Annotated in this window: 15 protein-coding genes; 4 read left to right on the top strand and 11 right to left on the bottom strand. The window is 66.7% G+C overall.

Annotated elements, in window-relative coordinates:
* Window positions 1–14 precede the first annotated feature (14 nt).
* The 11 genes from M0765_RS03575 to ugpB form a co-directional block, all read right to left on the bottom strand.
* The gene (locus tag M0765_RS03575; RefSeq protein ID WP_258502083.1) at window positions 15–764 is read right to left on the bottom strand and encodes an RNA polymerase sigma factor FliA; all 750 of its coding nucleotides are present in this window, start codon (window positions 762–764) and stop codon (window positions 15–17) included.
* Window positions 721–1,602, bottom strand: coding sequence for a MinD/ParA family ATP-binding protein (locus M0765_RS03570; protein WP_258502082.1), 882 nt, complete (start codon window positions 1,600–1,602; stop codon window positions 721–723). The genes M0765_RS03575 and M0765_RS03570 overlap by 44 nt, the downstream gene beginning before the upstream one ends.
* On the bottom strand, window positions 1,599–3,992 hold the full coding sequence (gene flhF / locus M0765_RS03565) for a flagellar biosynthesis protein FlhF (protein WP_258502081.1): 2,394 nt from the start codon (window positions 3,990–3,992) through the stop codon (window positions 1,599–1,601). Before flhF ends, M0765_RS03570 begins: the two co-directional genes overlap by 4 nt.
* Window positions 3,989–6,076, bottom strand: a complete 2,088-nt coding sequence (gene flhA / locus M0765_RS03560; RefSeq protein WP_258502079.1) for a flagellar biosynthesis protein FlhA — start codon at window positions 6,074–6,076, stop codon at window positions 3,989–3,991. Before flhA ends, flhF begins: the two co-directional genes overlap by 4 nt.
* On the bottom strand, window positions 6,073–7,215 hold the full coding sequence (gene flhB, locus M0765_RS03555; RefSeq protein WP_258502078.1) for a flagellar biosynthesis protein FlhB: 1,143 nt from the start codon (window positions 7,213–7,215) through the stop codon (window positions 6,073–6,075). The genes flhA and flhB overlap by 4 nt, the downstream gene beginning before the upstream one ends.
* A gap of 134 nt (window positions 7,216–7,349) precedes the next feature.
* Window positions 7,350–9,749 carry a DUF3772 domain-containing protein gene (locus tag M0765_RS03550; RefSeq protein WP_258502077.1) on the bottom strand — a complete coding sequence of 800 codons (2,400 nt, stop codon included), beginning with the start codon at window positions 9,747–9,749 and terminating at the stop codon, window positions 7,350–7,352.
* An 88-nt stretch (window positions 9,750–9,837) separates the two neighbouring features.
* On the bottom strand, window positions 9,838–10,584 hold the full coding sequence (gene ugpQ / locus M0765_RS03545) for a glycerophosphodiester phosphodiesterase (protein ID WP_258502075.1): 747 nt from the start codon (window positions 10,582–10,584) through the stop codon (window positions 9,838–9,840).
* A gap of 6 nt (window positions 10,585–10,590) precedes the next feature.
* A complete protein-coding gene (gene ugpC / locus M0765_RS03540) occupies window positions 10,591–11,598 on the bottom strand; it encodes a sn-glycerol-3-phosphate ABC transporter ATP-binding protein UgpC (protein ID WP_258502074.1) in 1,008 nt (335 codons plus the stop codon).
* Window positions 11,599–11,641: 43 nt separating this feature from the next.
* Entirely contained in the window at window positions 11,642–12,490 is an 849-nt protein-coding gene (gene ugpE / locus M0765_RS03535) for a sn-glycerol-3-phosphate ABC transporter permease UgpE (RefSeq protein ID WP_258502073.1), read from the bottom strand.
* 45 nt (window positions 12,491–12,535) lie between these two features.
* Window positions 12,536–13,417 carry a sn-glycerol-3-phosphate ABC transporter permease UgpA gene (gene ugpA / locus M0765_RS03530; protein WP_258502072.1) on the bottom strand — a complete coding sequence of 294 codons (882 nt, stop codon included), beginning with the start codon at window positions 13,415–13,417 and terminating at the stop codon, window positions 12,536–12,538.
* Window positions 13,369–14,826 (bottom strand): sn-glycerol-3-phosphate ABC transporter substrate-binding protein UgpB, encoded by a 1,458-nt coding sequence (gene ugpB / locus M0765_RS03525; protein ID WP_258502071.1) that lies wholly within the window; start codon window positions 14,824–14,826, stop codon window positions 13,369–13,371. Before ugpB ends, ugpA begins: the two co-directional genes overlap by 49 nt.
* A gap of 225 nt (window positions 14,827–15,051) precedes the next feature.
* Between ugpB and serA the strand changes: the two genes are divergently transcribed.
* The 4 genes from serA to M0765_RS03505 all read left to right on the top strand — a co-directional run bounded on the left by serA (window position 15,052) and on the right by M0765_RS03505 (window position 21,114).
* Window positions 15,052–16,284, top strand: coding sequence for a phosphoglycerate dehydrogenase (gene serA, locus M0765_RS03520; RefSeq protein ID WP_258502070.1), 1,233 nt, complete (start codon window positions 15,052–15,054; stop codon window positions 16,282–16,284).
* An 86-nt stretch (window positions 16,285–16,370) separates the two neighbouring features.
* Window positions 16,371–20,249, top strand: coding sequence for an FAD/FMN-binding oxidoreductase (locus tag M0765_RS03515; RefSeq protein ID WP_258502068.1), 3,879 nt, complete (start codon window positions 16,371–16,373; stop codon window positions 20,247–20,249).
* The gene (locus tag M0765_RS03510; RefSeq protein ID WP_258502066.1) at window positions 20,246–20,701 is read left to right on the top strand and encodes an HIT family protein; all 456 of its coding nucleotides are present in this window, start codon (window positions 20,246–20,248) and stop codon (window positions 20,699–20,701) included. Before M0765_RS03515 ends, M0765_RS03510 begins: the two co-directional genes overlap by 4 nt.
* On the top strand, window positions 20,701–21,114 hold the full coding sequence (locus M0765_RS03505) for a DUF971 domain-containing protein (RefSeq protein WP_258502065.1): 414 nt from the start codon (window positions 20,701–20,703) through the stop codon (window positions 21,112–21,114). The genes M0765_RS03510 and M0765_RS03505 overlap by 1 nt, the downstream gene beginning before the upstream one ends.
* Window positions 21,115–21,213 lie beyond the last annotated feature (99 nt).

Raw genomic sequence — 21,213 nt, 5'->3', positions numbered from 1 at the left:
AGGGTCAAGCGGCGCTAGAGCGAATCTTTCAGGTTTGCGCGCAGGCGGCTGATGGCCTGGGCGTGCAGCTGGCACACGCGCGACTGGGTCACTTCCAGGATGGCGCCGATCTCGCGCAGGTTCAGTTCTTCCTCGTAGTAGAGGTTCAGCAGCAGCTGGTCACGCTCGGGCAGGGCGGCGATGGCGTCGACCAGCTCGTGGCGAAAACCGGCTTCGAGCAGTTGCGCCAGCGGGTCGTCGTCGGCGCCGGGGCGGCCGCCGCGCGCCTGGCGGTCGAGCCAGGGGTTGTCGGATTCGCCTTCCTGCGCAAAGTCTTCGACGTACAGCAACTGGCAGCCCTGGATCTCCTGCAGCAGCGACTGGTAGTCGTCCAGGTCCATCTTCAGTTCCTTGGCGATCTCCCCTTCGGTGGCGGGCCGGCCCAGCCGGTGCTCCAGCGACTGGATCGCCTGCTCGACCTTGCGGGCCTGCTGGCGCAGGTTGCGGGAGCCCCAGTCGCTCGCGCGCAGCTCGTCGAGCATGGCGCCGCGGATGCGCTGGCTCGCAAAGGTTTCGAACTGCGCGCCGCGGTTGTCCTGGTAGCGGGTGGAGGCGTCCAGCAGGCCGATCATGCCGGCCTGGATCAGGTCGTCGAGCTCGACGCTGGCGGGCAGCTTGGCCAGCATCTGGAGCGCCATGCGACGCACCATGGGCTGGTGCTGCTTCAGCAGATGAGACTTTTCAATATTGCCCTGAGCGGTGTACACGGCCTTCCCTTTCCTCATGTGCTTGTTGCTGCGCCAGCGCCTCGGGCCGCCAGCGCGCAGGCTCCGCGTCGCGTGCGCGAATCGACGGGCGCCACGGCCACTGCGCAACGTCGGCGCCGATGACGCGGAAGTCCACCGCCGCCGGGCTGGTCGGGAACGCCTCCACGACGGTCCGGCGCAGGCGCCTTGCATCGCTCAGGTGCGGATCGGCGCGCACCCAGCCCGCGGCATGCATCGAAATCGCCAGGTAGCGGCTGCCCGTGTCGATCAGGTTGGCCATGAGCCGCCGGGCCGCGTCGGGTTCGGCAACGCCGTTGACCAGCAGCCGCAGCTGGTGCAACGCATGCGCGTAGTGCAGCCGCTTGATGCCCGAGTAGGTGGCGGTGATGGACGCGGGATTGGGTTGGAGCACCACCACCAGGTCGTCCGCCAGCCGCGCCAGCGGCGACAAGTGGCCGGCACTGTCGAGTGCCGCGTCGACCAGCACCACGTCGCCGTCCCAGAAAAGACGCGGGTCGACGTGGTCGGGCTGGGCGCCCGGCACCGCCGGCAGCACGTTGACGCCGCACTCGGCGCGCGCGGCCGCGCCTTCGCAGGTGAGCCGCCGGGTGGCGACATCGGCCAGCGTTCCGAGCGGGTCGACGGCCCATGCGCCGCGAACTGAATTTGCGCTGGCCTTGTGCTCGTCCAGCAGCAGCACGTCCTTGCCCATGTGGGCCAGGGCCGCGCCCAGGTTCATTGCCGCTGTGGTGGAGCCCTGTCGGCGCTCCATACCCGCGATGGCGATGAGCCGCACGGACGATTGGGCGAGCAGCCGCCGCAGTCCGTCGGCTTGATCCGGCACCAGCTTGCTCACGTGTCCAGCGCCTCCAGCAGGAAGAACAGCTTGCCCATGCCTGCATACAGAACATTGCCCGAAAGCGGACGCCCCGGACGCACCGGGCGGCCGGTCAGCTGGCCCAGCAGCGCGCGCGTGCGGCCGGCCCAGTCGCCTTCAGCCTGCAGCAGCCGCCACACGGTGGTGGTGACCTGGCCTGCGATGAGCAGGCGCTTCATCATGTGCGGATCGCCCGCCTCGCCGAGCCCACCGATGACCGAGAGGCCCTGGCGCAGCAGGCGGAAGCAGGGCTCCGCTTCGGCGGCCCAGGCCTGCCATTGCGCAAGCTGCTGAACGGAAACTTCCTGGTCGACGTTGGAGAGTGCATAGGTCTGCGCCAGCACCTTGCGGCTGCGCGGATCGGTGATGCGGGTGACCACGCAGCGCAGGCCGGGCGGGCCGCCGTCGGTGCGCAGCGTGATGTGGGCCTGGGCTTCAGCCTGCAGCGCGGGGCGGCCCTTGAAGGTCACGAGGTGTTCTTCGCCGAACGAGAAGTCCAGGCCGGTGAGGGTGGCGTATTCGCCGGTGCGCGGATCGATGACCGCGGTGGAGCCGGGTGCGCGCGCGAGCCATTGCTGGCGCTGCACTTTCCACTGCAGCATGAGCTCGGCCGCGGGCAGCCGCGACAGCACGTGCACCACGGTCTTGCCGAAGTCCTGCTGGCGCAGCCATTGCACTTGCCGCACGCCGGGCCTGCGCGCCGGATCGGCGGGGTTGCGCGCCGTGCCGGTGGAAAGCCACTGGTTGGGCGCGGAAAGGGGCATGCCGGTGCGGTCGGACAGCAGCAGGCTGCCATGGCATTGGTACGCGTCGCCGCCTTCATCCGACTTGAGTCCGACCTGGCTCGACAGCGCAAGCAGGTGGGTGTCGCAACCGGTCGCGATCTCGCTCGTGGCGTGCGTCATGAGCGCCTCCAGCACCGCCTTGTGGCCGACGTTCTCGTCGGCGGCCTGGCGCCAGAGCGCACGCGATTGCTCGAAGCCGAGGGGGGCGTTTGCGAGCGCGGCCGCGGCGGCGGCCACCTCTTGCGCATCGTGCGCCATGGCGCGAATCAGCTGGCGGTAGCGCAGCCGCTGCCGTTCGGCCTCGGCCTGCGCGGCGGACGCATCGGCGTTTGCGGCAGACCCATCCTGCATGTCGCTTTCGCCGGGAACGAAGAGCGCGCTGCGGCTGTTGGCCTGGAACACGCTGTCCACCAACTGGGCGCGGTCGGCGCGCATCAGGTTCTCGGGCACCTTCTGTCCGCTGGACACATAGTGCACCGGCAGGCGGTGGCGAATCACGGTGTCGATCAGCGCGCCGGGGTGGGTGGCTTCGTCGACCTTGGTGAAGATGCAGCCCGCCAGTTCGTTGCCGCCGCCATGCCGGTAGGCGTGCACCACTTCATTGAGCGTGTCGCCGTGGCTGGCGGCATTGAGCAGCAGCAGCCGCTTCACGGGGCGCTGGCTGTTGCAGAACATGGCGATCTGGTCGGAGACGGCGCGGTCGCGCTGGCTCATGCCGACCGTGTCGATCAGCACCATGTGCTTGTCGCGCAGGTCTTGCAGCACCAGGTGCAGGTCGGCCGCATCCTTCACGGCGTACACCGGCACATTGAGGATCTGGCCGTAGATGCGCAGCTGTTCGTAGGCGCCGATACGGTAGCTGTCGGTGGTGACCAGCGCCAGCTTCTCGGCGCCGAAGCGCATCACGCAGCGCGCGGCAAGCTTGGCCGTGGTCGTGGTCTTGCCCACGCCGGTGGGGCCCATCAGCGCATACACGCCGCCTTGCGCCAGCAGCGCGTCTTCATCTTCATGCACCGGAAGGGTCCGGATCAGCTCGGAGCGCACGAAGGCCATGCCCTGGGCATAGCTCTGGCCCGTGGGCAGGTGCTCAAGCATGGCCTTGGAGAGCCGCGCGCTGAAGCCGGCGCCGAGCAGCGTGCGCAGCAGGCGGCCGCGCATCGGGTCGCGGCGCTGCTTGTCGTTCCACACCACGCCGGCGAGCTGTTCTTCGATCATGCAGCGCATCGAGTGCAGCTCTCCGAGCACGCTCTCGACTGCGACGGGGGCCGCCGCGGGTGCGGGGGCGGGCGCCGGGGTGAGCATGAAGGCGGACGCAGGGGCGGCTGCAGGAGCTGCAACAGGAGCGGGTGCAGGAGCGGGGGCCGGCATGGGTTGCGCTGCGGCCTGCGCCACGGGTGCGCTTGCACGCACTTCTTCCACTTCGTCCGGCGCCATGGCGACGATTTCCACGCCTTCGGCAACCACGCGATTGGTCAGCACCATCGCTTCGGCGCCGAGTGCTTCGCGCGCAAGGCGCAGGGCTTCCCGGCTGGTGGGGGCGACGAACTTGCGTGCGCTGGTCCGCACGTCTGTCTGGGTGTTCAAACTCTTCCTCCGATGGTGGCGGTGATCTTGATGTTGCGGGTGTCAGGTATCTCGGCGTGCGAGAGAACCTTGAGTTGGCGGAAGCTGCGGCGCAGGAAGCGCGAAAGCAGGACCCGCAGCGAATGCTGGACGACCAGCACCGGCGCAAGGCCCATTTGCTCCTGGCGCGCAATCGCGGCGCGGGTCTGCTGCATCAGGCTGTTGGCAAGGCCCGGCTCGATGCCGTTGTTGTTGGCGAGCGCCTGCTGCAGCACGCTGTCGAGCGCGCCGTCCAGGCCGATCACCTGCAGTTCGGAATCGCCCGGGAACAGCTGCTGCGTGATCGCGCGGCCAAGCGCCAGGCGCGTGAGCGAGGTGAGCTCGGCCGCGTCCTTCACGGTGGGCGCGTGCTCGGCCATCACGTCGAGAATGGTGCGCATGTCGCGGATCGACACCTCTTCGTCGAGCAGGTTCTGCAGCACCTTGTGCAGCGTGCTCAGCGAAATGACCTTCGGCACCAGGTCTTCGGTGAGCTTGGGCGCGGTCTTGCCGATCTGGTCGAGCAGCTGCTGCACTTCCTGGCGGCCCAGCAGTTCGGCGGCGTGGGTCTGGATCAGGTGGTTCAGGTGCGTGGCCATGACGGTGCAGGCATCGACCACCGTGTAGCCGAGCACCTGCGCCTCCTGGCGAAGGCTGGCGTCGATCCACACCGCGGGCAGGTGGAAGGCCGGGTCTTGCGTCGGCGTGCCGGGCAGGGTGCCGGTCACCTGGCCGGGGTTGATGGCCATCCACTGGTTGGGGAAGGCTTCGCCGCGGCCGATCTCGACGCCCTTCAGGCTGATGACATAGGTGTTGGGCGCAATCTCGAGGTTGTCGCGGATGTGCACCACCGGCGCCAGGAAGCCGATTTCTTGCGCGGTCTTCTTGCGGATGCTCTTGATGCGGCCCAGCAGTTCGCCGTTCTGCGTCTGGTCGACCAGCGGAATCAGGCGGTAGCCGACTTCCATGCCCAGCGGATCGACCAGCGCCACGTCGTCCCACGTGGCCTCGGGCGCTTCCACCGCGGGTGCGGCGGCGGCCTGCGCTGCGGCGGCCTGCTCGGCGGCAGCCTGCGGTGCGCGCTTGAGGATGCGCCGGCCCAGCCACACCAGGCCACCCGCAATCAGCAGGAACGCCAGGTTCGGCATGCCGGGGATCATGCCCATCAGGCCGATGAGGCCGGCCGTCAGAAAGAGCACCTGCGGGTTGGAGAACAGCTGGCCGGTCAGCTGGCGGCCCACGTCTTCGTCGGTGGTCACGCGCGAAACGATGACGCCGGCGGCGGTGGAGATCACCAGCGCCGGAATCTGCGCCACCAGGCCGTCGCCGATGGCCAGCAGCGTGTAGGTCTTGCCGGCGGTGCTGAAGTCCAGCCCGTGCTGCACCATGCCGACCACCAGCCCGCCGATGATGTTGATCACCATGATCAGGAGGCCGGCCACCGCGTCGCCGCGCACGAACTTGCTGGCACCGTCCATCGAGCCGTAGAAGTCGGCTTCCTGCGCGACTTCCTGGCGGCGCTTGCGTGCCACGTCTTCACCGATGAGGCCGGCGTTCAGGTCGGCGTCGATCGCCATCTGCTTGCCGGGCATGGCGTCGAGCATGAAGCGCGCGCCCACCTCGGCGATGCGCCCCGCGCCCTTGGTGATCACCATGAAGTTGATCAGCACCAGGATGATGAACACCATCACGCCGACCGCGAAGTTGCCGCCCACGAGAAAGTGGCCGAAGGCCTCGATCACCTTGCCCGCGGCATCCGGACCCGTGTGGCCGTGCATCAGCACCACGCGCGTGGAAGCCACATTGAGCGACAGGCGCAGCAGCGTGGAGAACAGCAGCACGGCGGGAAAGGCCGCGAAGTCCAGCGCCTTCATGGTGTACATGCTCACCAGCAGCACCATCACCGACATCGCGATGTTGAAGGTGAACAGCAGGTCGAGCAGGAAGGCCGGCAGCGGCAGCACCATCATGCTCAGGATGAGCACGATCAGCACCGGGCCGGCAAGGCCCTTCCACTGGGCTCCGGAGAACAGTTGCGCCTGCAGGCGGGTCAGCGTGGCGTTCATGCGGCGTCCAACGAGTATTCGAGCGATTCGGGAATGGGCAGGTCGACGGGCGTGCGCGGCGCTTCGCCGCCTTCGCTCTTCCAGCGCTTGAGCTGGTAGACCCAGGCCAGCACTTCGGCCACCGCGGTGTACAGGCCGGCCGGGATTTCGTCGCCCAGGCGGGTGTGCTTGAACAGCGCACGCGTGAGCGGCGGGGCTTCGAGAATGGCGACGTTGTTCTCGCGTGCAAGCTCGCGGATGCGCGCCGCGACGAGGTCGCTTCCCTTGGCCACCACGCGCGGTGCACGCATGTCGTGGTCCACATACTTGAGTGCCACCGCAAAGTGCGTGGGGTTGGTCACCACGATGTCGGCCTTGGGCACCTCGGCCATCATCCGGCGGCGCGCCATCTGCTGTTGCTGGCGGCGGATCTGCGCCTTGATGTGCGGGTCGCCTTCGCTTTCCTTGTGCTCCTGGCGCAGGTCTTCGCGCGACATGCGCAGCTTGCGGTGGTAGCTCCACAGCTGGTAGGGCACGTCGATGAGGGCCACCAGCAGCAGGGCGGAGGCAATCAGGGCGCAGTTGCGCGCCACCAGGGCGATCATCTGCGGCAGCGCGGCGCGCTCCGACTGCGCCATGAGCGCATTGACCTCTTCGATGTTGCCCATGATCACCAGCCAGGCCACCCAGCCGATCAGCAGCGACTTGGCCAGCGCCTTGATCAGCTCCGACAGCGCCTGCGTCGAGAACATGCGGCCGATGCCGGCAATCGGGTCGAGCTTGTTGAACTTGGGGCCGATGGCCTTGGCCGAGAACAGCCAGCCGCCGAGCATCATGGGGGCGACCACCGCGGCCACCACCATCATGCCGAACAGCGGCGCCAGCGCGATCAGCGCCTCGTACGCCATGAGCCCGGCGCGGGCCATCATGTAGGTGGGGTCGAACGCCGAGGCGCGGTCGAAGTGCATGCCCTGGGCCAGCGCGCCTCGCAAGGTGCCGCCGAGCGAGCCCGCCGTGAGCCACAGGCCGGCAACCGCCGTACCCAGCATTACGAAGGTGACCAGCTCCCGCGACCGGGCAACGTCCCCTTCCTCGCGGGCCTTTTCAAGGCGCTGCGGTGAGGCGGGTTCCGTTTTTTCGAGGTCGCTTTCTTCAGCCATTCATGCTCCGGGCGAGCCTTGGCGAGAGATCGCCTGCTCATGGCTGTAGATTGTTCGTTTTCAGGGCTCCGGACAATTGATCGATCAGGGCGGGCATTTGCCCCCTGCTTGGGTGATCGGGATGTAACAGGCGGCTAGGCCGCGGCCGGCGCGGCGCCGTCCGAAGCGGCAACCGGCGGCGCCACGGCCGCATAGGGCACCAGCTCGATCCGTTCCGCGCGCAGGCGCTCCAGGATGGTGAACAGCAGGTCGCTGCGCACGCTGCCCGCCAGGCGCGGGCTGGGCACATAGGCAATGGCCTGGAAGATGAGCAGGCCGCCCTCGATGCCTTCGAGCGTGAGCGAAGGCGCGGGCGTTTCCAGCACGCCCTCGTGCGCGCGGCAGGCCTCCAGGATGAGGTCGCGCACGCGCTGGGCGTCGGTGGTCAGCGGCAGCGGCAGGCGAATGAGCACCCGGCCTTCCGCATTGGCCAGCGTCATGTTGCGGACGGTCTTGGTGATGAACTCGGAGTTGGGCACGATGACCGTCGAGCGGTCTCCGAGCTGGATTTCCGTGGCGCGCACGTTGATGCGCCGCACATCGCCCTCGGTGGTGCCCAGCACCACCCAGTCGCCCACCTTCACCGGCTGCTCGGCCAGGAGAATGAGGCCCGAGATGAAGTTCTGCACGATGGCCTGCAGGCCGAAGCCGATGCCCACCGACAGCGCGCTGGCCACCCACGCGATGCGCTCGATGCCGATGCCCAGCGCCGAGAGCGAGAACGCCACCACCAGGATGCCGCCCACGTAGCCCAGCAGCGTGGTGATCGAACTCTGCATGCCCGGCTCGAACTGCGTGCTCGGCAGGTAGCTGCGCGCCAGCCAGCGCTTGAACACCCGCAGCACGATGAAGCCCACCAGCGCCACGGCAATGGCGCTGAAGATGGCGCCGGGCACCAGCTGGAACTCGCCCACCTTCACGCCGGTGCCGAACTTGCCGCTGCGCTGGAACACTTCGCCGGGCCCGGTGCCCAGGGGCGCCGCCAGCGCGATCAGCATGTAGAAGAACAGCGCCACGCGGCTCAGGCCGGAGAGCACCGTGGCCGCCTGGTCGAGCGTTTGCGGCGCAAGGCCAAAGCTCTTTTGCAGGCGCTGCCCGAAGGTGCTGCGCGACGACACACCGGCCATGAAAACGTCGTCGGCAAACTTGAACAGCACATAGAAAGCGGCCGCGACGATGCCGCTCCAGGTGAGCTGCGAAGCCAGGAAGCTCGCAAGCGCCACATACCCCACCGCGACCAGCACCCAGATCGTGACGATGAGCACGCCGATGCATGCCACCAGCAGGCCCACCCACATCGGCCGCTCGGGCAGGCCGGCCTCGGGCGCATCGGCGCGCAGCGCCTTCAGGCGATACATCACCGCGCCGACCAGCGCCGTGAGCACCAGCGCCGTGAGCACATGGGTGGCCACCACGGCGGCGAAGCTGGCGTTCACCAGCTGGTTGATTTCAGCCGGCGTCCAGGCCAGCGCGGCCACCAGCGCGACCAGCCACGGCAGTGCGGCCAGGCGTGTTGCCATCGCATCGGGAATGGGCGGCAGGCGCCAGGTCGGGCGCCTGGTGGCCAGCAGCGCGCGGCCCAGCCCGATGACGAAAGCCATGAACACCAGCGCCTGCGCCATCGAACGCATGGCCTTGCGTGCCTGCGGCTCCCAGGTGGCGTATTCCTCGAGCACCCACACGAAGCCGTGCGCCGCAATGGCAACCAGCAGCACATGGCTTGCCACGATGGCGATGACCAGCAGCGAACGCCGAAGCCGGCCCGCCGGCAGCAGCCGTGCGGCAATGCGCGTCAGCAGGTGCTCGGCCACCCAGTTGCCCAGTATTGCGAGCAGCACCGCCAGCAACAGCGCCCCGAGAACCGCGGTTCGGGCTCCATCCTGCTGCATGGCCAGCGCAAGTCCGTCTTGCAGGCCGGACGCCAGCGCGCTCAGGCGTTCGAGATCGCTGGGCCATGCCTCGCGCAGGTCGCGCCAGAACTCGCCGCCGAGCGGAGAAGGGGCACGCTCGGTGATCTGCGCCTCGAAAAGCGCCCGGCGCTGGGTGAGAAGCTCGGCGCTGCGCTGCCGCACGTCGATGGCCAGGAGGCGCGCGAGCCTGATGTCCGCATCCAGCGCATTGCGCTCCTTGGTGAGGCGGGCGCGCTGGCGCGTGATGTCGGGGTCTTCCGTCGTGCCCGCGGCCGGCGGGTTGCCGAGCTCGCCGAGCCGGGCGTTCAGGTCGGCCAGTTCGCCGGTGCGCGCGGCAACGAACTTGTCGGCCTGGGTGCCGATCTCGTTGATCTGCGCGACGAGCTTGCGAACGTCGGCGTCGGGTTCGGACGAAGCGGTGATCTTGGAGAGCTGCTCGCGCAGTTCGGCCACGGTGGGTTCGGGCGCGAGCGCCGCGGCTGCGGCGCTGTTGGCGCCGGTGCCGGCGTCCGGCTGCGCCACCGCGGCGGCGCAACACAGCAGGGCCGCCAGCCAAAAGGCCATCAGGCGTGGGATGAAACTCATGGCTGCCATCATAGAAGGCGCCATTTGCGGCCCGCGGAACGGCTCGTGACAGCGTGTGTCGAGCCGCCGCAGCCGGTGGCCGGGGCGGTCAGGCGGCGGGGCTGAACAGGTCGACCCGGTCGGTGATGATGCCGTCGGTGCCCAGGGCGATCAGCCGCTGCGCGGCCTGTTCGTCATTCACCGTGTAGCTCAGCGCGCGCATGCCGGCGCCGTGCACCTGGGCCACCGTGTCGGCGTCCCAGAGCTTGTGGTTGCAGACGATGGCGGCGCACTCCAGGCCGATGGCGGCCTCCAGCCAGCCGCTCCAGAGCTTGTCGAGCAGCAGCCCGCGCGGCAAGCCGGGCTCGACCGCCTGGGCGCCCTTGAGCGACTCGACCTGGAAGGAGGTGAGCAGCGGCGGAATGGCCGCGCCGTGCCAAAGCCTGGCCGCTTGCCGCGCCACCGCCTCGCCGGTCTTGCGCTCGGTACCGGGCGTGGGCTTGATCTCGATGTTGAGCAGATGGTTGCTGGCCAGGCAGAAGCGGGCCAGGTTCTCGAGCGTGGCGAGCGGCTCGCCCGCAAAGGCGCGCGAGTGCCAGCCGCCCGCGTCGAGCTGCGAGAGCGCGCTCCACGGCTGCTCTCCGCCGATGCCGTGGCCGTTGGTGGTGCGGTCGAGCTCGGCGTCGTGCATGAGAAAGGCCACACCGTCGGCGCTGAGCTTGGCGTCGCACTCGAACATGCGGTAGCCATGCGAGGCGCCGAGCCTGAACGCGGCCAGCGTGTTCTCGGGCGCCAGCTTGCCGGCGCCGCGGTGCGCTACCCAGCGCGGGTAGGGCCAGGGTTTCAGTTCCGGCATCTTGCTTCAGTCCGCGCGCTTGCCGGAGCCGGCGTCGAACCAGTGCAGCTTGTCTTCGCGCGCCGCAATCTTTACCGTGTCGCCCGCGACCGGCGGATGATCGCCTTCGTCGGTGCGCATGATGATCTGCTCGTCGCCGATGCGGCCATACACCAGCCGTTCGGCGCCCAGCAGCTCGACCGACTCGACCTGCACGGACCAGCCGCTTTCGTCGAGCTTCATGTGCTCGGGGCGAATGCCGAGAATCTGGCCCGCCCGCACGCCGGGCGCATGCTGCAGCAGGTTCATCGGCGGCGAACCGATGAAGCTGGCCACGAAGGTGGTGGCCGGCCGGTTGTAGACCTCTTCGGGCGTTGCGAACTGGTCCATCACGCCGCCGTTCATCACGATGATGCGCTGCGCGAGCGTCATGGCCTCGACCTGGTCGTGTGTGACGAAGAGCGAGGTAATGCCGAGCTCGCGGTGCAGCTTCTGGATTTCGAGGCGGGTCTGTGCGCGCAGCTTGGCGTCGAGGTTGGACAGCGGTTCGTCGAACAGGAACACCTGCGGCTGCCGCACGATGGCGCGGCCCATGGCCACGCGCTGGCGCTGGCCGCCCGAAAGCTCGCGCGGCTTGCGCTCGAGCAGGTGGCCCAGTTCGAGGATCTTGGCGGCCTTGTCGACGCGGGTCTTGATTTCGGCTTCGGGCAGCTTGGCGATCTTCAGGCCGTAGGCCATGTTCTTGAACACGCTCATGTGCGGGTAGAGCGCGTAGTTCTGGAACACCATGGCGATGTCGCGCTCGGAAGGTTCGAGCTGGTTCACCACGCGGCCGCCAATGGCGATGTCGCCGGCCGAGATGTCTTCCAGGCCGGCCACCATGCGCAGCAGCGTGGACTTGCCGCAGCCCGAAGGCCCGACGATGACGACGAATTCGCCCTTGTTCACCTCGGCCGAGACGCCGTGGATGACCTGGTTGGCCTTGGCACCCTTGCCGTAGCGCTTGATGACGTTGCGAAAGGAAATGGCTGACATGTTGTCTGTTTTAAATATCAGGTTATGGCTGGCGCGCCGAGGCTCATTTTTCTGTGTCGACCAGGCCCTTGACGAACCAGCGCTGCATCAGCACCACAACGATGGCCGGCGGAATCATCGCCAGCATGGCGGTGGCCATCACGAGGTTCCAGTCGACCGCGGCGTCGCCCGAGGCGATCATGCGCTTGATGCCGATGACCACCGGGTACATGTCTTCGCTGGTGGTGGCCAGAAGCGGCCACAGGTACTGGTTCCAGCCGTAGATGAACTGGATCACGAAGAGCGCGGCGATCGACGTCTGCGACAGCGGCACCAGGATGTCCTTGAAGAAGCGCATCGGCCCCGCGCCGTCTATTCGAGCGGCCTCGACCAGTTCGTCGGGCACCGAGAGAAAGAACTGCCGGAACAGGAAGGTTGCCGTGGCCGACGCGATCAGCGGGACGGTCAGGCCCGCGTAGGTGTTGAGCATGTTCAGGTCCGCCAGCACCTTGTAGGTGGGCAGGATGCGCACCTCCACCGGCAGCATGAGCGTCACGAAGATCATCCAGAAGACGATCTTCTTGAACGGAAAGCGGAAATACACGATGGCAAAGGCCGAGAGCAGCGAGATCGCGATCTTGCCGATGCTGATGACCAGCGCCGTGACCAGGCTGATCCACATCATGCGGCCCACCACCACGCGCGCACCCTGCGTCTCGGTGCCAAGGAGCGCCGCGGTGTAGTTCTCGACCATGTGCGCACCGGGCACAAGCGGCATCGGCACGCGCAGGATCTCGTCGCGTGTGTGGGTCGAGGCGACGAAGGCCAGGTAGATGGGAAAGGCCACGATGGCAATGCCCAGGATCAGCACCACGTGCGAAAGGACGGTGAGGCCGGGCCGGCGTTCAATCATGGCGGATGCTCCGGAGGAAAAAAGCAAAAGGGAAAGGGTGCGCCATCAGTACTGGACCTTCTTTTCGACGTAGCGGAACTGGACCACCGTGAGTACGACGACGATCACCATCAGCACCACGGATTGAGCGGCCGAGCCGCCCAGGTCGAGCGCCCGGAATCCGTCGTGCCACACCTTGTAGACCAGGATGGCGGTGTCGCGCCCCGGCCCGCCTTCGGTGGTGGCATGCACGATCGCGAAGGTGTCGAAAAAGGCGTACACCACGTTGATCACCAGCAGGAAGAAGGTGGTGGGCGACAGCAGCGGAAACTGGATGGTCAGGAAACGGCGCAGCGGACCGGCGCCGTCGATGGCCGCGGCCTCGATCAGCGCCTTGGGAATGGACTGCAGCCCGGCCAGGAAGAACAGGAAGTTGTAGGAAATCTGCTTCCAGATGGCGGCCACGACGATCAGCGACAGCGCCTGGTTGGAATTGAGCAGGTGGTTCCAGTCCATGCCCATCTTGCGCAGGCCGTAGCTCACCACGCCGATGCTGGGCGAGAACATGAACACCCAGAGCACGCCCGCGATCGCCGGCGCCACCGCGTACGGAATGATCAGGAAGGTCTTGTAGAACAGCGAACCGCGCAGGATGCGGTCGGCAAAGATCGCCAGCAGCAGCGAGATCGCGATACCGATGCCGGCCACCAGCACCGAGAACAGCGCGGTGACCTTGAACGACTCGATGTAGGCCGGGTCGTCGAACAGGTGCTTGAAGTTCTCCAGGCCCACGAAGACGGTGGAGGTGCCGAAGGCGTCCTCGGTCTGCATCGACTGCCAGATCGCCTGGCTGGCGGGCCAGAAAAAGAACACCAGGATCACCGCCATTTGCGGCGCGATCAGCAGCCATGGCAGCCATGCCGATCGGAATAGAACGCGTTTTTCCATAGCCCCTCGAATCCCTCAAAAAACGAAACGCCCGCCCACGGCTTTTGCAGTGGCGGGCGGGCGAGTCTACTTCGGCGCCGAGCCGAACGGGGCGTCAGCCTTTGTTGGCTTTTTTCGAAGCGTTCGAGCTGCTCGTTACCGCGCTTGACGGCGGCATCGAGTGCTTCCTTGGCGGTGCGCTTGCCGTTCCAGATCTGCTCGGTTTCCTCGTCGATGATGGTCCGGATCTGCACGAAGCTGCCCAGGCGCACGCCGCGCGACTTGTCGGTGGTCTTGCGGATCATCTGCGTCACGGCCACGTCGGTGCCTGGGTTGTCCTTGTAGAAGCCCGAGGCATCGGTCAGCTTGTAGGCCGCGGTGGTAATGGGCAGGTAGCCCGTGCGCTTGTGGCTTTCGGATTGCACCTTGGTGTCGGACAGGAAGCTGAAGAAGCTGGCCACGCCCTTGTAGTGGTCGGCCGGCTTGCCGGACATGACCCAGAGGCTGGCGCCGCCGATGACGGTGTTCTGCGGCGCGCCCTTCACGTCGGGGTAGTAGGGCAGGGTAGAGATGCCGTACTTGAACTTGGCGTCCTTGGCCACGCGTGCGTACAGGCCCGAGGAGCCGGTCATCATTGCGCATTCGCCCGAGGGGAAGGCGGCGTCGGCCGTGTTGTTGCGGCCTTTGTAGACGAAGGTGCCGTCCTTCGACATCTTGGCCAGGTTCTCGAAATGCTTCACCTGCAGCGGCGAGTTGAAGGCCAGGCGCGCCGAGGTGCCGCCAAAGCCGTTGTTCTGCGTTGCATAGAGCGTGTTGTGCCAGGCCGAGAAGCTCTCGAGCTGGGTCCAGCTCATCCAACTGGTGGTGAACGGGCACTTGTGGCCGCTGGCCTTGAGCTTGTCGGCCGCGGCAATCACTTCGGGCCAGGTGGTGGGCGCCTTCTCGGGGTCGAGGCCGGCTGCCTTGAAGGCGTCCTTGTTGTAATAGAAGATGGTCGTCGAGCTGTTGAACGGAAAGCTCAGCATCTGGCCGTTGGGGGCGGTGTAGTAGCCCGACACTGCCGGCACGTAAACGCTGGGGTCGAACTTGGCGCCGCCGGAGTTCATGACCTCGCCCACGGGCTTGATGGCGCCCTTGGAGGCCATCATGGTGGCGGTGCCAACCTCGAACACCTGCAGGATATCCGGCGCATTGCCGGCGCGATAGGCCGCGATTGCGGCCGTCATGGATTCGTCGTACTGGCCCTTGTAGGTCGGCACGACCTTGAATTCCTTCTGGCTGGCGTTGTACTGCTTGGCGAGGTCGTTGACCCATTCGCCGAGCGGGCCGCTCATGGAATGCCACCACTGGATTTCGGTTTGGGCGTGGGCCACATTGAACAGCGTGGTGGCTGCCAGCGCCGATGCCAGCGCGAGCGTCTTGAATCGCATGAAGACTCCTGATGGGAAATGAAAGCGCGGATGCTAGGCCATATGGATGACATGGCCGCGTCACATTGGCGCACGGACTGTTGTCATTTTCCAATCGGGAAAACCCCTTTGGCACAAGGCTTCCGGCGGGGTGAGCTCCCTCATGCTGCGGCGCAGCATGCTAGCATCGCCTTCCCCTTTTTCGGCCTAGCCTGTTGCCGTGGCCGGGGCTTTCGCGAGTACGTCATGAGCAGCAAAACCTCCCTCGACAAAAGCAGGATCAAGTTCCTTTTGCTCGAAGGCATCCACCCTTCCGCCGTGGAGGTCCTGCATGCCGCGGGCTACACCAATGTGGAATCACTGCCGGGTGCGCTCCCTGATGCGGAGCTCAAGGCCAAGATCGCCGACGTTCACTTCCTGGGCATCCGTTCGCGCACGCAGCTGACGGCCGAGGTTTTTGCGGCCGCCCAGAAGCTGGTGGCGGCGGGTTGCTTCTGCATCGGCACCAACCAGGTCGACCTGGAAGCCGCGCGCGAGCATGGCGTGGCGGTGTTCAACGCACCTTATTCCAACACCCGCTCGGTGGCCGAGCTGGTGCTGGCCGAAGCAATTCTTCTTTTGCGCGGCGTGCCTGAAAAAAGCGCGGTGGCGCATCGCGGCGGCTGGCTCAAGTCGGCTGAAAACGCCTTCGAGATCCGCGGCAAGACGCTGGGCATCGTGGGCTACGGCTCCATTGGCGCCCAACTGTCGGTGCTGGCCGAGGCGCTGGGCATGCAGGTGGCTTTTTTCGACGTGGTCACCAAGCTGCCGCTGGGCAATGCGCGCCAGGTGCGCGAACTGCACCAATTGCTGGCCCAGAGCGACATCGTGACCCTGCATGTGCCCGAGACGCAGGCCACCCAGTGGATGATCGGCGCGGCCGAAATCGCCGCCATGAAGCCGGGCTCCATCCTGATCAACGCTTCGCGCGGGACGGTGGTGGAGATCGAGCCGCTGGCCGAAGCCCTGAAGCAGAAAAAGCTGCTGGGCGCTGCCATCGACGTCTTTCCGGTCGAGCCGCGCACCAACAAGGACGAGTTCCAGTCGCCCTTGCGAGGCCTGGACAACGTGATTCTGACCCCCCACATCGGCGGCTCGACCATGGAGGCGCAGGCCAACATCGGCCTCGAGGTGGCGGAAAAGCTGGTGAAGTACAGCGACAACGGCACCTCGACTTCGTCGGTCAACTTTCCGGAAGTGGCGCTGCCGGCCCACCCCGGCAAGCACCGGCTGCTGCACGTGCACCGCAACGTGCCCGGCGTGCTGTCGGAAATCAACAAGATCTTCTCCGACAACAACATCAACATCTCCTCGCAGTTCCTGCAGACCAACGAGAAGATCGGCTACGTGGTGATGGACATCGACGCGGCGTACTCCGACCTGGCGCTGGAAAAGTTGGCCAAGGTGAACGGGACGATCCGCAGCCGCGTGCTGTTCTAAGGCCCCTCCGGGCAAACCCGCGGGCGCTGGCCTAAAATCCCACCCCCGGCTATGGGCGCGCAGCGCCCGGCCGAGGTGCCACCCCGATGAATGCTCCGACCGCGTTGACCACGCTGTTGTCGCAGGCCGCAGAGCCTGTACGACTGCGCGAGATCCCCTATAACTACACCAGCTTTTCCGATCGAGAGATCGTGATCCGCCTGTTGGGCGAGCGCGGCTGGGAACTGCTCCAGACCCTGCGCGCCGAGCGCCGCACCGGCCGATCGGCCCGCATGCTGTACGAAGTGCTCGGCGACATCTGGGTGGTGCAGCGCAACCCCTACCTCGTCGACGACCTGCTCGACAACCCGCGCCGCCGCGGCCAGCTGGTCGATGCGCTCAAGCACCGCCTGGCCGAAGTCCAGAAGCGCCGCACCCCCGACAGCGACCTGCCGCGCGACCAGCTCGTGGGTGAGCTCACGGGGCTCGTCGGCCAGGCCGTTGCCGCCTTCGACACCGCTTTTCGCGACGTGGCGGCCCTGCGCCGCAAGGCCACGCGCGTGCTGGGCCGCCTCACGGCCAAGGACAACATCAAGTTCGACGGCCTCTCGCGCGTGTCGCACGTGACTGATGCGACCGACTGGCGCGTCGAATATCCGTTCGTGGTGCTGTGCCCCGACACCGAGGCCGAGATGGCGCTGCTCGTCAAGGGCTGCATCGAGCTGGGCCTGACCATCATTCCGCGCGGCGGCGGCACCGGCTACACCGGCGGCGCCATTCCGCTCACGTGGAAGAGCGTGGTCATCAACACCGAGAAGCTCGAGGCCATGACCGAGGTCGAGATGGTCTCGCTCCCCGGCCTGGAAGCGCCCGTGGCTACCGTCTGGACCGAAGCGGGCGTGGTCACCCAGCGCGTGGCCGACGCGGCCGAGCGTGCCGGCTATGTGTTCGCGGTCGACCCCACCTCCGCCGAAGCCTCGTGCGTCGGCGGCAACGTGGCAATGAACGCCGGCGGCAAGAAGGCCGTGCTCTGGGGCACGGCGCTCGACAACCTGGCCTCTTGGCGCATGGTCACGCCGCAGGCCGAATGGCTCGAAGTCACGCGCATCGGCCACAACCTGGGCAAGATCCACGACGCCGAGAGCGCCGTGTTCGAGCTGCAGTACTACGCTGCCGACGGCAAGACCAAGCTGCGCACCGAGCGCCTGGACATTCCGGGCCGCACCTTCCGCAAGGAAGGCCTCGGCAAGGACGTGACCGACAAGTTCCTCTCGGGCCTGCCCGGCATCCAGAAAGAGGGCTGCGACGGCCTCATTACCAGCTGCCGCTGGGTGGTGCACCGCATGCCGGCGCACACGCGCACCGTGTGCCTCGAATTCTTCGGCAATGCCAAGGACGCGGTGCCCAGCATCGTCGAGATCAAGGACTTCATGTTCGCCGAGCAGAAGCGTAGCGGCGTGCTGCTGGCGGGCCTCGAACACCTGGATGATCGCTACCTGAAGGCCGTGGGCTACGCCACCAAGTCGAAGAAGCACGGCGGACTGCCCAAGATGGTGCTGTTCGGCGACATCGCGGGCGACGACGCCGACGCCGTGGCGCGCGTCACCTCTGAAGTGGTGCGCATCGCCAATTCGCGCAGCGGCGAAGGCTTCATTGCCATCAGCCCCGAGGCGCGCAAGAAATTCTGGCTCGACCGCAAGCGCACGGCGGCCATCAGCAAGCACACCAACGCCTTCAAGATCAACGAAGACGTGGTGATTCCGCTGCCGCGCATGGCCGAGTACAGCGACGGCATCGAGCGCATCAACATCGAGCTCTCGCTTCAGAACAAGCTCGCGCTCACCGATGCGCTCGAGGCCTTTCTGCTGCGCGGCAACCTGCCGCTCGGCAAGACCGACGATGCGCACGAGATTCCGGCGGCCGAGCTGCTGGAAGACCGCGTGGCGCAGGCCGTGGCACTGGTGCAGGGCGTGCGTGCGCTCTGGGCCGAATGGCTGCGCGACGTCGACACGCTGTTTCCGCAGCTGCAGGACCACACCTTGCGAGCCAGCTGGAAGACCCAGCTGCGCCAGCCGCTGCAGGAAATCTTCTCGGGCGCCGAGTTCGCGCCGATCCTGGCCGAGTGCACGGCCATTCACAAGCAGGTGCTCAAGGGTCGCGTGTGGGTGGCGCTGCACATGCACGCGGGCGACGGCAACGTGCACACCAACATCCCCATCAACAGCGACAACTACGACATGCTGCAGACCGCGCACGCCGCGGTGGTGCGCATCATGGCGCTGGCGCGCAGCCTCGACGGCGTGATTTCGGGCGAGCACGGCATCGGCATTACCAAGCTCGAATTCCTGAGTGACGAAGAGCTCGCGCCCTTCATGGACTACAAGCAGCGCGTCGACCCCGAAGGCCGCTTCAACAAAGGCAAGCTGCTGCGCGCGCCCGCCGGGCAGAACATCGAGCTGCATGCCGACCTGACCAACGCCTACACGCCGAGCTTCGGGCTCATGGGGCATGAGTCGCTCATCATGCAGCAGAGCGACATCGGCGCCATTGCCGACAGCGTGAAGGACTGCCTGCGCTGCGGCAAGTGCAAGCCGGTGTGCGCCACGCACGTGCCGCGCGCCAACCTGCTGTACAGCCCGCGCAACAAGATCCTCGCGACCTCGCTGCTGGTGGAAGCCTTCCTGTACGAGGAGCAGACCCGCCGCGGCATCAGCATCAAGCACTGGGAAGAGTTCGAGGACGTGGCCGACCACTGCACCGTGTGCCACAAGTGCCTCACGCCGTGCCCGGTGAAGATCGACTTCGGCGACGTGTCGATGAACATGCGCAACCTGCTGCGCAAGATGGGGCAGAAGAGCTTCCGCCCCGGCAATGCGGCCGCGATGTTCTTCCTCAACGCGACCAACCCGCAGACCATCAAGGCAGTGCGCGCGGGCATGGTGGGCATCGGCTTCAAGGCGCAGCGCCTGGCCAACGACCTGCTGCGCGGGCTTGCCCGCAAGCAGACGGCCGCACCGCCGGCCACGCTGGGCCCGGCGCCGCTGAAAGAGCAGGTGATCCACTTCATCAACAAGAAGATGCCGGGCAACCTGCCGAAGAAGACGGCGCGCGCGCTGCTCGACATCGAGGACGCCGACTACGTGCCGATCATCCGCAACCCGAAGGCGACCACCTCGGAAACCGAGGCCGTCTTCTACTTTCCGGGCTGTGGTTCGGAGCGGCTGTTCTCGCAGGTGGGCCTGGCCACGCAGGCCATGCTCTGGCATGCGGGCGTGCAGACCGTGCTGCCGCCGGGCTACCTGTGCTGCGGCTACCCGCAGCGCGGCAGCGGCCAGTTCGACAAGGCCGAGAAGATGATCACGGACAACCGCGTGCTCTTCCACCGCGTCGCCAACACGCTCAACTACCTCGACATCAAGACAGTGGTGGTGAGCTGCGGCACCTGCTACGACCAGCTGCAGGGCTACCAGTTCGACAAGATCTTCCCGGGCTGCCGCATCATCGACATCCACGAGTACCTGCTCGAGAAGGGCATCACGCTGGCCGATGCCGCGGGTGGTGGCTATCTCTACCACGACCCCTGCCACAGCCCCATGAAGCTGCAGGACCCGATGAAGACCGTGAAGGCGCTGGTCGGCGACAACGTGCTCAAGAACGACCGCTGCTGCGGCGAATCGGGCACGCTGGGCGTGTCGCGGCCCGACATCTCCACGCAGATCCGCTTCCGCAAGGAAGAAGAGCTCAAGAAGGGCGAGGCCGCGCTGCGCGCTAACGGCCAGGTCGGCGAGAAGGACAACGTCAAGATCCTGACCAGCTGCCCGAGCTGCCTGCAAGGCCTCTCGCGCTACGGCAACGACTTGAACAACGGGCTGCTCGAAGCCGACTACATCGTGGTCGAAATGGCCAACAAGATTCTCGGCAAGAACTGGATGCCCGAATACGTGGCCGCCGCCAACCATGGCGGCATCGAGCGAGTGCTGGTATGACCATGGCCGCCACCGGCCCGGTCCCGGGCTGTCCGTTCTGCGAAGGCCCGGGTGGCCGCGTCGTGTTCGAAGGCGCGAAGCTTCGCGTCATTCATGCCGAAGAGGCCGGCTTCCCGGCTTTCTACCGCGTGATCTGGCGCGAGCATGCGGCGGAGTTTTCCGACCTCAGCGCCGCTGACCGCGTGCTGTGCATGGAAGCCGTCGCGGTGGTCGAGCAGTGCCTGCGCGAGCACCTCTCGCCGGCCAAGATCAACCTCGCGGCGCTCGGCAACATGGTGCCGCACCTGCATTGGCATGTGATTGCGCGGTTTGCCGACGACACCCATTTTCCCGGCTCCGTGTGGGCGCCGGTGCAGCGCGAGGCGAACGCGGCCCAAGAGGCCTCAGTGGCCGCGCGCCTGCCCGCGCTCGAGAGTGAGATGATTGCCCGACTGGGCACAAGGAGCTTCTGATGGCAGGTTTGCAAGCCGGCGCACCGACGCCGCAATCGATCACCGTGCACGGCCAGTCGCGCATGCTCGAGGTCGGGTTCTCGGACGGCGCCACCTTCCGCATTCCGTTCGAGCTGATGCGCATCTATTCGCCATCCGCCGAAGTGCAGGGCCACGGCCCGGGCCAGGAAGTGCTGCAGACCGGCAAGCGCGAAGTCGAGCTGGTCGACCTGAAGCCGGTGGGCAACTACGCCGTGCAGCCGGTCTTCAGCGACGGGCACGACACGGGCATCTTCTCGTGGAACCTGCTGTATGAACTCGGCGCCAAGCAGGCCGAGCTCTGGGCCGAATACGAACACCGGCTTGCCGCCGCGGGCGTGGACCGCGACGCGCCGATGATCGACAAGGGCGGCTCCGCCTGCAGCAGCCACTGAGCCCCAAACGGCCTCCGCTACCGAAAAGATAGCCGCGCACGCAAGCGCGGCGCGCTCTGCAGCGCCCCGCTATTTGAAGAAAAAGCAACAAATGCCCGG

It is taken from the genome of Variovorax sp. S12S4, from assembly GCF_023195515.1.
GTDB lineage: Bacteria > Pseudomonadota > Gammaproteobacteria > Burkholderiales > Burkholderiaceae_C > Variovorax.
This window is presented reverse-complemented; position numbering and strand designations above follow the sequence as displayed.

Bases quoted from the DNA above. Each gene is read 5' to 3' on its own strand.
- ugpB (WP_258502071.1), bottom strand. From the start codon at position 14,826: ATGCGATTCAAGACGCTCGCGCTGGCATCGGCGCTGGCAGCCACCACG.
- flhA (WP_258502079.1), bottom strand. From the start codon at position 6,076: ATGAACGCCACGCTGACCCGCCTGCAGGCGCAACTGTTCTCCGGAGCC.
- ugpA (WP_258502072.1), bottom strand. From the start codon at position 13,417: ATGGAAAAACGCGTTCTATTCCGATCGGCATGGCTGCCATGGCTGCTG.
- ugpE (WP_258502073.1), bottom strand. From the start codon at position 12,490: ATGATTGAACGCCGGCCCGGCCTCACCGTCCTTTCGCACGTGGTGCTG.
- M0765_RS03510 (WP_258502066.1), top strand. From the start codon at position 20,246: ATGACCATGGCCGCCACCGGCCCGGTCCCGGGCTGTCCGTTCTGCGAA.
- M0765_RS03550 (WP_258502077.1), bottom strand. From the start codon at position 9,749: ATGAGTTTCATCCCACGCCTGATGGCCTTTTGGCTGGCGGCCCTGCTG.
- ugpQ (WP_258502075.1), bottom strand. From the start codon at position 10,584: ATGCCGGAACTGAAACCCTGGCCCTACCCGCGCTGGGTAGCGCACCGC.
- M0765_RS03575 (WP_258502083.1), bottom strand. From the start codon at position 764: ATGAGGAAAGGGAAGGCCGTGTACACCGCTCAGGGCAATATTGAAAAG.
- M0765_RS03505 (WP_258502065.1), top strand. From the start codon at position 20,701: ATGGCAGGTTTGCAAGCCGGCGCACCGACGCCGCAATCGATCACCGTG.
- M0765_RS03515 (WP_258502068.1), top strand. From the start codon at position 16,371: ATGAATGCTCCGACCGCGTTGACCACGCTGTTGTCGCAGGCCGCAGAG.
- ugpC (WP_258502074.1), bottom strand. From the start codon at position 11,598: ATGTCAGCCATTTCCTTTCGCAACGTCATCAAGCGCTACGGCAAGGGT.
- serA (WP_258502070.1), top strand. From the start codon at position 15,052: ATGAGCAGCAAAACCTCCCTCGACAAAAGCAGGATCAAGTTCCTTTTG.
- flhB (WP_258502078.1), bottom strand. From the start codon at position 7,215: ATGGCTGAAGAAAGCGACCTCGAAAAAACGGAACCCGCCTCACCGCAG.